Source organism: Cyclobacteriaceae bacterium (genome assembly GCA_025808415.1).
Lineage (GTDB): Bacteria > Bacteroidota > Bacteroidia > Cytophagales > Cyclobacteriaceae > UBA2336.
Genome location: CP075525.1, coordinates 2,211,112 through 2,224,025, shown reverse-complemented (window position 1 = coordinate 2,224,025; position 12,914 = coordinate 2,211,112). Strand labels below are relative to the sequence as shown.

Annotated in this window: 12 protein-coding genes; 7 read left to right on the top strand and 5 right to left on the bottom strand. The window is 44.7% G+C overall.

Annotated features, from left to right (window positions below; translation table 11 throughout):
- Window positions 1-135: 135 nt before the first annotated feature.
- The 4 genes from KIT51_10255 to KIT51_10240 form a co-directional block, all read right to left on the bottom strand.
- Window positions 136-3,288 carry a HEAT repeat domain-containing protein gene (locus tag KIT51_10255; GenBank protein UYN85278.1) on the bottom strand — a complete coding sequence of 1,051 codons (3,153 nt, stop codon included), beginning with the start codon at window positions 3,286-3,288 and terminating at the stop codon, window positions 136-138.
- Window positions 3,289-3,368: 80 nt separating this feature from the next.
- Window positions 3,369-3,980, bottom strand: coding sequence for an OmpH family outer membrane protein (locus tag KIT51_10250; GenBank protein ID UYN85277.1), 612 nt, complete (start codon window positions 3,978-3,980; stop codon window positions 3,369-3,371).
- A 105-nt stretch (window positions 3,981-4,085) separates the two neighbouring features.
- Window positions 4,086-4,646 (bottom strand): hypothetical protein, encoded by a 561-nt coding sequence (locus KIT51_10245; protein UYN85276.1) that lies wholly within the window; start codon window positions 4,644-4,646, stop codon window positions 4,086-4,088.
- 69 nt (window positions 4,647-4,715) lie between these two features.
- On the bottom strand, window positions 4,716-5,228 hold the full coding sequence (locus KIT51_10240) for a gamma carbonic anhydrase family protein (GenBank protein ID UYN85275.1): 513 nt from the start codon (window positions 5,226-5,228) through the stop codon (window positions 4,716-4,718).
- Window positions 5,229-5,344: 116 nt separating this feature from the next.
- Here KIT51_10240 and miaB point away from each other — a divergent pair, with 116 nt between their 5' ends.
- The 5 genes from miaB to secG are packed head-to-tail and all read left to right on the top strand — an operon-like array spanning window position 5,345 to window position 9,901.
- The gene (gene miaB, locus KIT51_10235) at window positions 5,345-6,796 is read left to right on the top strand and encodes a tRNA (N6-isopentenyl adenosine(37)-C2)-methylthiotransferase MiaB (GenBank protein ID UYN85274.1); all 1,452 of its coding nucleotides are present in this window, start codon (window positions 5,345-5,347) and stop codon (window positions 6,794-6,796) included.
- A 2-nt stretch (window positions 6,797-6,798) separates the two neighbouring features.
- A complete protein-coding gene (locus tag KIT51_10230; GenBank protein UYN85273.1) occupies window positions 6,799-8,049 on the top strand; it encodes a sigma-54-dependent Fis family transcriptional regulator in 1,251 nt (416 codons plus the stop codon).
- A 52-nt stretch (window positions 8,050-8,101) separates the two neighbouring features.
- The gene (locus tag KIT51_10225; protein ID UYN88554.1) at window positions 8,102-8,584 is read left to right on the top strand and encodes an LptE family protein; all 483 of its coding nucleotides are present in this window, start codon (window positions 8,102-8,104) and stop codon (window positions 8,582-8,584) included.
- 33 nt (window positions 8,585-8,617) lie between these two features.
- Window positions 8,618-9,565: a hypothetical protein gene (locus KIT51_10220; GenBank protein UYN85272.1), complete on the top strand. Its 948-nt coding sequence runs from the start codon at window positions 8,618-8,620 to the stop codon at window positions 9,563-9,565.
- Window positions 9,566-9,568: 3 nt separating this feature from the next.
- Window positions 9,569-9,901 (top strand): preprotein translocase subunit SecG, encoded by a 333-nt coding sequence (secG, locus tag KIT51_10215; protein UYN85271.1) that lies wholly within the window; start codon window positions 9,569-9,571, stop codon window positions 9,899-9,901.
- Window positions 9,902-9,957: 56 nt separating this feature from the next.
- Here secG and KIT51_10210 read toward each other — a convergent pair whose 3' ends face one another.
- Window positions 9,958-10,674 (bottom strand): hypothetical protein, encoded by a 717-nt coding sequence (locus tag KIT51_10210; protein UYN85270.1) that lies wholly within the window; start codon window positions 10,672-10,674, stop codon window positions 9,958-9,960.
- 270 nt (window positions 10,675-10,944) lie between these two features.
- Here KIT51_10210 and KIT51_10205 point away from each other — a divergent pair, with 270 nt between their 5' ends.
- Window positions 10,945-11,223 (top strand): co-chaperone GroES, encoded by a 279-nt coding sequence (locus KIT51_10205; protein UYN85269.1) that lies wholly within the window; start codon window positions 10,945-10,947, stop codon window positions 11,221-11,223.
- 24 nt (window positions 11,224-11,247) lie between these two features.
- Window positions 11,248-12,876 carry a chaperonin GroEL gene (gene groL, locus KIT51_10200; protein UYN85268.1) on the top strand — a complete coding sequence of 543 codons (1,629 nt, stop codon included), beginning with the start codon at window positions 11,248-11,250 and terminating at the stop codon, window positions 12,874-12,876.
- Window positions 12,877-12,914 lie beyond the last annotated feature (38 nt).

Here is a 12,914-nt window from a genome sequence, read left to right as displayed (position 1 = left end):
AACAACTTGAAAGTTAACCAATTGGAGGTGAAATCTTAAGACCACGCTTCAATAATTAGTTTAAAAAATCAAAAAAGTATACTAAGGTTAAAAAATGGTACCGAAAAGTAGTAAAAAAACCTATTTCAGCCAAATTTAAACGAATTCCAATACCTTATCGGCTAACCGCACATCATCGGAGAGCAACTCATAGAACTGATCTTTATTGATGCCCAGCAAACTAATGTTCGATTTTGCTTTTATCAGGTTGGTCGTTACAAAATTGGGTAACGATAGCAACTCACCAATAAACTGTCCCCGGCCAAATGATGCCCTGTAATCACCTTGCTGATAGAAGTCAACTTCCCCCCTGGCTAAAACATAAAAATTGTTGTTTAATTTTTCGTCCAAAGCAAGGGTATCCCCTTCCTTTAAATTGATCTCCGTACTTATATCGGCCAAATGACTGAGGGTGATGCCGGGTACACCATCAAAAATTTCTACCTGCTGAAAGAACATCACTTTGCTAAAGCGGCTCATCCGTTCAGAGAGCACTATTTCATCCAATGCCTTACATTGTTCAGGTGGTAAGCGTTTCACGTTCTTCCTATACTCTGCCGAACTTATTTGCGAAAGCGACCATGCCGCCACTTCCCGAATCAGCAAATCGGGATTGAACATTTGGGCGATCAGATCAAGCTTAAAATCCTCAATGCACTGCAAACCAATTTCATAGAGAACGCAAGCCTTAGTCCACCGGTTAGATTGGGTAAAGTCGCGGTTGATGATGAACTTAAGCACTAACCTGGAGTCAAGTTTTACACGGGGATAAAACAGGTCGAGTTTAGCGATACGCTCATTATCGGAAATATCATCCAGGATGGGGATAACCCTTTGCTTTAGTTGTTCGGATAAGAATACGTCCAACAACTCAACGGCATAGGTTATGCCCTCCGGGGTTCCGCTATCTATATTCTCCTTTACAAGTTGGATGGACCGCGTGTCGTAAAGCATGGCCAACAGCATGTATATGTGTTCAATGTCATTTTGGATTTCCCAACGTAATGAGTTGACAATGTTAATATTAAACCCTTCTGATCCAATTTCCTGTACAGCACTCAAGTTCCATCGTATATCGGCAATATCGGCTTCAATAGCGTACTTGATGCGCGTTACCTGGGAGATGCCCGCTTTAAACCCACACTCTCCCAATGAAAGCAGCACTTGGGAAACAACTACCTTATTGGGGTAATCTATTTTATTCCACAACAGGTCGCGTGCACGCTGTCCTCCTATCCTGCCCGCGGCTTGTATAATGCGTTGCATCAGGTGTGTGCTTTGTCCACTGCGGAAAAAGGCCGCATCCAAAGCGGGCAAGGTTTTAGGGCCAATCAAAACCAATGCATTCATGGCCTGGTTGCTGTACACCGGGTTGCTCATGTTCTCAATTAATGCATTGATAACTTCAGGATTGTTTTTCTTGATGGCCGACTTGATTGCGGTATTCCTCACCTTTGATTCGGTGTCAGATAATAGCTCGATTAGAAACGATATACACTCCTCGGCCGATGTATGCAACAACAGTTCAGCAGCATACTGCCGGTCGCTTGGGTTTTGTGAACGGGACAACCGCTGAATGCGTTGTTTGGTGATATCCCCGTTGTTGTCGATGATCATTTGCAAATCGGCCACCGACAGCATGCTTTTATCTTCCCGTTCAACTTTGTTCTGGTCCAGCCGGATGACATACTTATCGGAAACCGAAAGCCCCTTCATTTCATTCATCTTTTCCTGGGCATAATGCCGCACCGAGTCATCCTGGTTTTTTATCAGGTCATTGATCCAAACCGTGGTTTGACTGGCGTTAATCTTTTCCAATAGCTTATAGGAAAAAACAGCTTTGCTGCTGTCGGGAATTGCCATCATACTTTCAAGCCTGTGGGTTATTTGGGTAAACCCTTTCTCAAGTTTATCCTGTTGAAATTCAGAGCTTTCCAGCTTTTGACGAATCTTATCTTTATAGCCTGAATAGAGCCTGTTAACCACAAAAAAGTAGGCTATGGCCAACAGTACCAACAGCACTGAAATATGAATGACCTCGAAAGCCGGTATAAAGGCAAGCCCAAAAATCAGGAGACCCGCGATAAACCTCGAACTCTCATTGACCAATCCTTCAACGCGAGCCTGAACGTTAAAGCGGATGCGGTTATCAAGCGGGATAAAGAAAAGTTTAAACACGGGGTTCTCCAGGGATTCGCGCAACGTCCAGTTAAACAACCGGCTCATGGCCACAAACAGGAAGAAGAAAATGAAACCCGTGGGGGAACTTACTTTATCCACCCCAAAAAAAGTCCCGGCAATGATCGACCCCAGGGACAGAACACCTAATACAATGGGAAGTATAAACAGGGAAACGCGCAAGCCGTAATTACTGATAATACGGTTGTTCACAAATGTTTGCATGATAAGGCTTAACGCATAAACGGCTCCTGTAAAAAAGGCATTGAAATCGGTAAGGTCACGTTGGTTGGGGTATTGTTCCCGCACCAGTTCCTGAAAAGAAAACTGGTTAAACACAAATGCCGTCATGGAAACCGCTAATAGCATTGACATGAGCAGTATGTACTTGTCCGAAAACATCCTGCGCACGCTCGATTCCTTTCGTACTTCAGCATCAAACTCGCGCGGGTTATTTTTGGAAAGTTCGAACCGGCCAGAAATCAAGGCCAATAAAACACCTACCATAAAAATGGCCACGCAGCAAACCAGTAAATAGTCTGACGTTTCGGGCACAAGCCTGGCCGTAAAGGGGATGATAAAAGATGCCCCGATGGCTGCAATAAGTTGGCCGGTGTCAATCCACCCGATAATGCTTTTTGATTGACGGAAATTGAAGAGGCGTCCGAAAGTGCCCCAATAACTTAAAAACAACAGCGCAATAATTGGCCCTGAAAAGGCAAACATGGCAAACACCAGTAGGTTCTGCCATGCTGGATTGCCGTAGTTAAGTAAAATGTAAACGCCTAAACTGAATGAGAAGACACCCGCAACCACAAGCAGGGTGAGCATAGAAAAGCGTATGTAATTCTGAAGGATGGAAAAAATACCGGTTGAAAGAATACCTAGGATACCCGTAATCAGAAACGCTTTGTCAAGGTGTTCGCCAAGTTTGTTCAAGAACAATGAATCGGCCGTAACCTGGTAGGTGGCAATGAATACCCCCATAAAAAAACCGGTTGCCAGCATAAAGGCAACCTGCTTTTGTTCTTGAGTTCGTGTGCGAACGGAAACAGGAAAAAATTTTGCCATATAAGCGATGAACAAATATAAAATAAAAAACCGGCTTTGATTCAAATCAAAGCCGGTTAGTGATCTCGATAGAGTAGTTGCTATTTCTTTGCCGGCTCTTTAGCCTGACCTTTTTCAGTGGCATAAGCTGCGTTTAGTCCTTCAATCACATCCTGGGTAATATCCAATGCTTCTACCCCAAACAACACATCGCTTGTAGTATCAAATTTCAGTACCAGATGAAGGCCTCTTTCCTTTCCGTAATTTTTTAGAAAAGCAGTGATACGATCGTACAACTCCTTGTTAAGTTTTGACTGATCGTTCATCAACTCCTGGCGGATGCTCTGTTCATACAACTGGAGGTTCTGTTGTTTCTTGCCCAGGTCTTCCTCTACGGCACGCACCTGGCCTACCGTCATATTGTTCATGTTGCGCTGGTAAGCAGTAATTTCATTTTGTAGGCTTTGTGCACGGTTAATGTAATCCTGTTCAACTTTTTTTGTTTTAGCCTCCAGAATTTCGGCACTTGCTTTCAGGTAATCGTATTTTTCCAACACCGAGTCGGAATTGATATAGGCAACCTTTAACTCACCAATATCAAAAGCAGCTTCTGAGCTGGATGAGGAAGTTGATTTTGGTGAAAAATGCAAGTAGTACAACACGCCTACAGCAACTAAAAGCACTACGTTTAAGACAAGGGATAAGTTCTTCATCAGTAATTAATTTAGGCCCAGCCTAGCGGCAGGCAGGCGCAAATATATAGGAAAAGCCTTTCCGGCAACAAGGCCGCGCCACTAAAATGGGAAATAATGAGGTCACTAAGTTTCTATTCCTTTGGTTTGAAAGGAATAAAGAGTGGGGTCTAACGTCAGTGTATCAGCGTTAAAATCACAGATGAATTGGTCGATGATTTTGGGCGTAATTTTATCTACATGCAGCCCTATATCCAGGGCTATCCCGAAATCCACGTGAACATCCTGGTCAACATGCTCTTTTACTTTAACCGTGCCATCCTCTTCCAATTCCATAATCACCTCGGCCATGAACAACCCGATTTCTTCCTCCTGGTCGTCAAGCGGTTCGAGGTTACCATTTTCATCCTCATCGTAGGTTATTTTTTTATAGTTTGGGAAATGCCTGGCCGCCCGGTGTTCAGCAAGTTCAAATAATTCACTTTCATGGTGCAAGCGCAAGGTGTAGATCACTGCATCAAAAATTACCTCGTTCCCTTCATGCATCCCGATGAAATAAAAATGGGCGTATTCATCGGTGTTGTCGTCTGTTTCATCCAGCAGGAACACACGCCCTGCCTTTTCCATTCTGGCTTTGTAGTCTGCTATTACTAATGGGTCAAAACCCTTGTTGCCCCTGCGCTTCATATTTTATTTTCTCAGTTCAATATATGGATTTTAAACTTCCCATGTACTGAATAGTTGAACTGATATTTATCAATCTTTAAACCAGGTTGCGTACATCGGGTAATTTTTTGCGGTACGCTCAATAACGGCACGCATGTCATCACCAATGGCCTTTACCCGTTTGGCGGGAATGCCAGCATAAATACTTTCAGGCTCAACGATCGTTCCGGGCAACACCACTGCCCCCGCAGCAATTACAGAATTTGACCCAATCACAGCATGGTCCAGGATTATGGCCCCAATACCGATCAACACATTATCTTCAATGGTGCAGCCGTGTACTACTGCGTTATGCGCAATGGAAACGTTATTTCCTATGGTGAGTTTTGCCCGCTGATAGGTGCAATGCAATACTGCGCCATCCTGTATGTTGGTATTATTGCCAATGGTAATGGAATGCACATCGCCCCGAACCACCGCATTGAACCAAACCGTGCAATGGTCTCCTATAGTAACTTCACCCACCACTACGGCACCATCCGCGATGTAGCAATCTTTCCCAAAAACCGGTGTGAACCCTCTAACTGATTTAATAATTGACATAAGCAAATGGCAAACGTTAAACATTAAAACTCATCAACGGCAACTTAAGTAAAATACCCTGACAAGATGTCACAGAACCAATTAAATCGTATTTTTGTCCCCTGATTTTAATTGAGATGCAGCAAATTATTGAAGATTTAGGGGTTTTGGATGGTACGGAAGCCTGCGAAACTGTTAATATTTCTAAAGAGCAGAATACCGGTAAAAACCGCAAGATTTACATCGAAAGCTATGGTTGCCAGATGAACTTTTCCGATAGTGAAATCGTGGCTTCTATTTTAGCAAAAGAAGGCTTCGATACCACGGCTGATATTCACCACGCAGATGTTGTTTTTCTGAACACCTGTTCCATCCGTGAAAAAGCCGAGCAAACTGTTCGCAACAGGCTTACCCAAATCAACACATTAAAAAAGCAGAAACCCGAAATGCTGGTGGGCGTGTTGGGCTGCATGGCCGAGCGGCTTAAATCCAAATTGCTGGATGAGGAGAAAATTGTTGACCTGGTGGCCGGCCCCGATGCTTACCGCGACTTGCCCCAACTGATCAGCCAGGTAGATGAAGGCGAAAAGGCCGTGAATACCTTTCTTTCACGCGAAGAGACTTACGCGGATATATCACCCGTTCGCCTGAACTCAAACGGGGTAACGGCATTTATTTCCATTATGCGGGGGTGCGATAACATGTGTTCGTTTTGCGTGGTGCCCTTTACCCGTGGGCGTGAACGCAGCCGCGATCCGTATTCCATAGTAGCCGAAGCCACCGATTTGTTTAACCGTGGTTACCGTGAGGTAACGTTGCTGGGGCAAAATGTAGATTCATACAAATGGAGCCACCAAGAGAACAATAAAGCTTTGCTGGAGAAAAAAGGAATTAACGAGGTAATCAATTTTGCCCAACTGTTGGAAATGGTAGCCCTGGTAAACCCGCAGTTGCGCGTGCGTTTCTCCACATCCCATCCGAAAGACATAACCGATGATGTACTGCATACCATGGCCCGGTATGAAAATATATGCAAATACATCCACCTGCCTGTGCAAAGCGGTAATACCCGCATACTGGAGGTTATGAACCGGGGGTATAGCCGGCAATGGTACATCGCAAAAATTGACCGCATAAGGGAAATACTGGGTAACGATTGCGGAATATCATCGGATATGATAACCGGTTTTTGTACCGAAACAGAGGAAGAACACCAGGACACGTTAACCCTTATGGATTACGTGCAATATGACTTTGCCTACATGTTTTTTTATTCGGAAAGACCCGGAACCCTGGCGGCCAAAAAATTCGCTGATGATGTTGCTGAGGATGTGAAAAAGAGAAGACTTCAGGAGATTATCCAAAAGCAAAATGAGCATTCGCTGATACGGAACCGACAGGATGTTGGGAAAATATTCAATGTTCTGGTTGAGGGACCGTCAAAAAAATCGAACGATTACCTGCAGGGCCGGAACAGTGCCAACAAGGTAATTGTTTTTCCAAAGGAAAATTTTCAAAAAGGCCAGTACGTAAATGTGTTGGTCGAAAACTGTACCGCAGCAACCTTATTGGGTAAAGCCATTTCATAAAGATGAGTTTTTCAGAAGCAGAAATTCAAAGTGTAAAGCAGCGTTTTGGGATTATTGGCAACTCACCCTTGCTGAACAACGCAGTGCGGGTAGCCATGCAGGTTGCCCCTACCGATATGTCGGTACTGATTACCGGTGAGAGCGGAAGTGGCAAGGAATCGTTTTCGAAAATCATCCACCATTTAAGTTCTCGAAAGCATGGTCAGTTTATCGCCATAAACTGTGGGTCCATACCGGAAGGAACAATTGATTCAGAATTGTTCGGCCATGAAAAAGGCTCCTTTACCGGGGCCCACGAAGCCCGAAAGGGTTACTTTGAAGTAACCAATGGCGGTACCATTTTTTTGGATGAAATCGGTGAGATGCCGCTGGGCACACAAGCCCGTTTACTGCGCGTGTTGGAGAATGGCGAGTTCATTAAAGTAGGCTCATCAAAGGTTCAAAAAACCGATGTTCGCGTAGTGGCCGCCACCAACATTAACCTTCAGCAACGGGTTGAAGACGGAAAATTCCGTGAGGACCTGTATTACCGGCTAAGCACTGTACCCATTTATGTACCGCCTTTGCGTGAACGGGGAAAGGATATTGAACTCCTGTTCAGGAAATTTGCCTCCGATTTTGCCGAAAAGTATAAGGTAAAGCCGGTATCGCTTACAGAAGATGGAAAGGAGCAATTGCTGAAGTACCGCTTCCCCGGAAACATCCGGCAACTGAAAAACCTGGTGGAGCAGATCTCTGTGCTGTCAACGGACAGTAAGGAGATTTCAGCCGAAAACCTGCTGCATTACCTGCCGCAGGAAAGTAGCTTGCCAACCCTGTACCGTAACGGCATTTCAAACAATGAATCATTTTCCGAGCGCGACATCCTTTACAAGGTACTGTTTGATATGAAAAAGGATGTGATGGACCTGAAGAAGATAGTGCTCGAATTGTATAACCACCAAGGCAATGCTGCCCAACTTGTTAAAGACCATCCCACGTTGTTTGAAGGCATCGAGTCAACATCCGAGCCTGTCGTACTGAACATACCCCCCGTACACACAGCCGTGCACCCCGAACAAGAACAGGAAGATGTTCAGGATATTGCGCATGAAACAGAGGAAGATTCACTATCCATCGAGAAAAAGGAGAAAGAATTAATTATGCGTGCGCTGCGAAAAAATAACAACAAGCGAAAATATGCGGCACGCGATTTGGGAATTTCCGAAAGAACCTTGTACCGTAAAATCAAACAGTACGATCTTGAAGAATAAACTAATTACCCGGTTCAATCTTCTCTTGGCTGCCGTTAGCCTCGCCACGCTTATGAGTGGGTTTTCTTCGTGCGGTATCTATTCATTCACCGGATCAGGCACAAACGCTAAAACTATATCTATTCAAGAGTTTTTTAACAATACCGATCTGGGCCCGGCTAACCTGGGCCAGGTATTCACCAACAGCCTGAAAGATTACATGATCCAAAACACCAACATCAGTGTGGTGCAGGAAAACGGTGAATTGCACATGGAAGGGATTGTTACCGGCTACCAGATAACCCAAATTGCCCCACGGGCCAGCGGTGACCCATCCCAAATTGATGCAGCAGCTTCATCACGACTTACCATTACCGTACGCGTTACTTATGTAAACACCCTTGACGACACCATGAGCTTCAAGGACAAGTCATTTTCATTCTACCGCGACTTCCCCAACGATTTGAATTTGCCCGACATTGAAGACTTGCTTATACGCCAGATTTTTGAACAGATCATCCTGGACATCTTCAACGCTTCAATTGCCAATTGGTAAAATTTGCCTACTTTTACCATAGCCCCCTTCGCTGTGGAAAAAAGTCAATTCACCAACCTTCTTAAGCATTATTCCGGTTCTTCGCAAGAAGAAGCGCAAGCGGTAAACACCCTGGTTGCCCATTATCCCTACAGCCAGCTGTTAGAAGCATTGGCCGCCCGTGTTTCTAAAGACCACCAATTACCGGATCAGCAACTCGTATTGCAGCGCGCTGCTGTTTATGCTACCGACCGGTCTGTGCTCAAGGAAATAATGACTGCGGTTACCGAAGCCAATCAAGAACATGAGTTAAATAAATCCTCTGGCCAACACGAAAATCCGGTTACAATACACAAACCGGTAATTACAACGGCCTCTACCGATTATGCCGATGAAGTGATTCACGACCTTGAAAGGCTTCAGGAATTGAAGCACAATTTTGAAGCACTGTTTGATCAGGATGGGGTTGCCCTACCGGTAGCAGCAAAACCTGTTCAATCTATACCTCAACCGGATAAGAAGAAAGAAAAAACCGTAGGAAACGAAAAAAAGCTTTCCAAAAAGGAACGCATTGTTCAACTGGCCAGGGAACTGGAAAAGAAAGATGAGCCAACACCTTCAACCGGGCCAGGGCCGGTAAAAAAGAAATCAAAAAAATCAGCTGACCTTGACCCGATCGTAAAGGAGATAAAATCAACCCGAAAAAAGGTTCAACCGGAGAGCGAAAAAACAAAAGAACAAATCGAAATTATTGATCAGTTTATAAAAACCAAACCACAACTTGCCCCGGCTACCCCTACCGCGCCAATTGAAAATCAAGACCTGGCATCAACCTTAAAAAGTGGTGAATTTGGCGACCACATTGTGTCGGAAACCCTGGCTGAGATATTAATCCGGCAAGGCAAAAAAGACAAGGCCATTGAGGTGTACAAAAAGCTTATTTGGAAGTTTCCCCAAAAAAAGACTTACTTTGCGGCTCAAATTGAAGATTTAAGGAAATAAGTTATGTTCAGTTTCATTGTAGGGTTAATCATTTTCGTGAGCTTTCTGCTGGTAGTTGTTATCCTGGCACAGAATTCAAAAGGCGGAGGGCTCTCCAGCCAGTTTGGTGGTTCAGGTGCCGCCAACATTATTGGTGTTAAGAAAACAGGGGATTTGTTGGAACGCCTCACATGGGGTTTCGTGGTTACCATTATGGTCCTCTCCCTTACGCTTTCAACCAACCTGGTTACCCCTTCAACACGGTCGGGTAATGACATTTTGGACAAAGCTGGTGAACAAGCCGCACCGGCCAGTACACCGGCAATTCCAACGGAACAGGAGGACAATAACGAATAAGCCTCAACATAGAATTTTCCAAAAAACCTGCCGGCATACCCGGCAGGTTTTTTTTATTAGGCCGCTGCCGAAATATGCTTTACAAATAATCGCTTGGCCACCGGCATAAATGTTTCATGAAACGGAAACCTCATCCGGGAAAGAATCAGGTAAGTAGCCGGGTTTGGCATATCGCGAAATTTCCTGATCAGGCCCAGCTTCAGTTGTTCATAGGTAACAACAGGTGTTTTTGAAATCGATTCAATAAACTCTGTGTTCAAACTGCGCAGTTGTTCATGCGCATCTTCAAATATACTTACCTGATAACGGTAAACCTGGGTTTCCTTTTCCGGAGGCTGAGCAACAAACAAATAACCCTCTTTGGCATACAACGGTGTAACACCAACAGGTGAAATCTCGCATTGTGACTCAACATACTCGAATATCACCGAGCCCTCCTGCAACGAATCCTTTACCTGCGGAATAGAAAATTCAATGATGGACTCCAACTCGCTCATGATCGCATCATCTTCAATCAATTGTCGATAGCTCAGCTCAAGTTTTTTAAATTCTTCGAGCGAAAGCTCCTTCGGAAAAGAATCCTTTAACAACGTTTTGTTCTCTTTAATGGCCAGCAGGTTCCTGTAGTGAAACACCAGGTCGGCCATATCAGGGTAAAGTTCAACCCGGGCAAACGAGGCTTTTACCCGCTTTAAGTAGGCCAGTAAAATGTACTTTTTGTATTCAAAATCGATTAGCCCCTGAGTGATCCAATCCTTTGACAAACGGTCCATAATCTTGGTTTTTGACTTAAAATTTACCGAAATGCCAAATCCATGTCAATTGTACAGAAGAGAATGGGTGCAATACTGACAAATGAAATGCACAACCCTGACAATTTTGTCAGTAAAAGGCCTTAATGGGCCTGCCAAAACCAAAGTTAAAACGGCCCAAAAGCCTTGATTATTGAAATTTTGTCCGTTATTCGCGCCCTCAACGCGCATGGCATAAAAGCTGTTAAGCGCTGACTGACAAATTTGTTAAACCTAAAATCCATTACTTATATGGCAAAGATCAACTTTAAACCAAATGAAGACCGGGTATTAGTTGAACCCGCAGAAGCTGAAACCAAAACCTCTTCCGGACTGTATATTCCGGATTCCTCCAAAGAGAAGCCACAAAAAGGCAAAGTGATTGCCGTGGGTGAAGGCTTGAAAGACAAGCCTGTTACCGTAAAAGTTGGTGATCAGGTTTTATACGGAAAATATTCCGGTACCGAAATCAACATCGATGGCAAAGAGTACCTCATCATGAGAAACTCAGACATTTTCGGAATCATTTAATCAACTTAAAACATAAATAGAATCATGGCTAAAGAAATTACATTCGATACATCCGCCCGCGACAGACTGAAAAAAGGCGTTGACAAACTGGCTGATGCCGTTAAAGTTACCCTAGGCCCTAAAGGACGTAACGTTATCCTGGATAAAAAATTCGGTGCCCCTTCAGTAACAAAAGATGGTGTTTCCGTTGCAAAAGAAATTGAACTGAAAGACCCCATTGAAAACATGGGTGCCCAGTTGGTGAAGGAAGTTGCCTCTAAAACTGCCGATGCAGCCGGTGACGGTACTACTACCGCTACGGTTTTGGCTCAATCTATTTTCAGCCACGGTATTAAAAACGTTGCTGCCGGTGCTAACCCTATGGATTTAAAGCGCGGTATCGATAAGGCCGTTCAGGCCGTTATCGACAGCTTGAAGAAACAGTCTAAGAAAATCAAAGACTCAAGCGAAATTGAACAAGTAGCATCTATTTCCTCTAACAACGATGAAACCATCGGTAAAATGATTGCCGATGCCATGGAAAAGGTTGGTAAAGATGGTGTAATAACCGTTGAAGAAGCCAAAGGAACAGAAACCGAAGTAAAAACGGTAGAAGGTATGCAGTTCGACCGCGGTTACTTGTCACCTTACTTCGTAACCAACACGGAGAAAATGGAAGCTGACCTGGACAGCCCTTACATCCTGATCTACGATAAAAAGATCAGCAGCATGAAGGAACTGCTTCCTATCCTTGAACAAACTGCACAAACCGGTAAGCCTTTGCTGATTATTGCCGAAGAAGTTGAAGGTGAAGCGTTGGCTACCCTGGTGGTGAACAAAATCCGTGGTGCCCTGCGCGTGGCCGCTGTTAAAGCCCCGGGCTTTGGCGACAGAAGGAAGGCTATGTTGGAAGATATTGCTATCCTGACTGGTGGAAAAGTTATCACGGAAGAACTCGGATTTAAACTGGAGAACGCCACCCTGGACATGCTGGGCCGTGCCGAAAAAGTTAACATCGACAAGGACAATACCACCATTGTTAACGGTGCCGGCAAGAAAGCTGACATCACCGGCCGTGTAAACCAGATCAAAGCACAAATCGAAACAACAACTTCCGACTACGATAAAGAAAAACTTCAAGAGCGCTTGGCTAAACTTAGCGGTGGTGTGGCTATCCTTTACATCGGTGCTTCAACCGAAGTTGAAATGAAAGAGAAGAAAGACCGTGTTGACGATGCCTTGCACGCTACCCGCGCTGCTGTTCAGGAAGGTGTAATCCCTGGTGGTGGTGTGGCATACGTTCGTGCCATCGAGGCCTTGAAAACCGTAGAAACCGAAAATGAAGATCAGGCAACCGGTGTAAACATTATACGCCTGGCGCTTGAATCACCGCTCCGCACCATCGCAGAAAATGCCGGTCAGGAAGGTTCAGTGATTGTGAACAAGGTGCGCGAAGGCAAGAAAGACTTCGGTTTCAATGCCCGTACCAATAAGTTTGAAGATTTCTTCAGCGCAGGTATCATTGACCCTACCAAGGTGTCGCGCCTCGCGTTGGAAAACGCTGCCTCTATTGCCGGCCTGCTGTTAACAACTGAAGCAGTTGTATCAGAAATACCGGAAGAAAAAGAAGCACCTGCTATGCCACACGGTGGCGGCATGGGCGGCATGATGTAATCCATCCACGCTTCCGTAAATCATAAAGGTTCCATCCA

Excerpts from the sequence above, each read along its gene's own strand:
- KIT51_10255 (UYN85278.1), bottom strand. The coding sequence starts at position 3,288 with ATGGCAAAATTTTTTCCTGTTTCCGTTCGCACACGAACTCAAGAACAA.
- KIT51_10250 (UYN85277.1), bottom strand. The coding sequence starts at position 3,980 with ATGAAGAACTTATCCCTTGTCTTAAACGTAGTGCTTTTAGTTGCTGTA.
- KIT51_10245 (UYN85276.1), bottom strand. The coding sequence starts at position 4,646 with ATGAAGCGCAGGGGCAACAAGGGTTTTGACCCATTAGTAATAGCAGAC.
- KIT51_10240 (UYN85275.1), bottom strand. The coding sequence starts at position 5,228 with ATGTCAATTATTAAATCAGTTAGAGGGTTCACACCGGTTTTTGGGAAA.
- miaB (UYN85274.1), top strand. The coding sequence starts at position 5,345 with ATGCAGCAAATTATTGAAGATTTAGGGGTTTTGGATGGTACGGAAGCC.
- KIT51_10230 (UYN85273.1), top strand. The coding sequence starts at position 6,799 with ATGAGTTTTTCAGAAGCAGAAATTCAAAGTGTAAAGCAGCGTTTTGGG.
- KIT51_10225 (UYN88554.1), top strand. The coding sequence starts at position 8,102 with ATGAGTGGGTTTTCTTCGTGCGGTATCTATTCATTCACCGGATCAGGC.
- secG (UYN85271.1), top strand. The coding sequence starts at position 9,569 with ATGTTCAGTTTCATTGTAGGGTTAATCATTTTCGTGAGCTTTCTGCTG.
- KIT51_10210 (UYN85270.1), bottom strand. The coding sequence starts at position 10,674 with ATGGACCGTTTGTCAAAGGATTGGATCACTCAGGGGCTAATCGATTTT.
- KIT51_10205 (UYN85269.1), top strand. The coding sequence starts at position 10,945 with ATGGCAAAGATCAACTTTAAACCAAATGAAGACCGGGTATTAGTTGAA.
- groL (UYN85268.1), top strand. The coding sequence starts at position 11,248 with ATGGCTAAAGAAATTACATTCGATACATCCGCCCGCGACAGACTGAAA.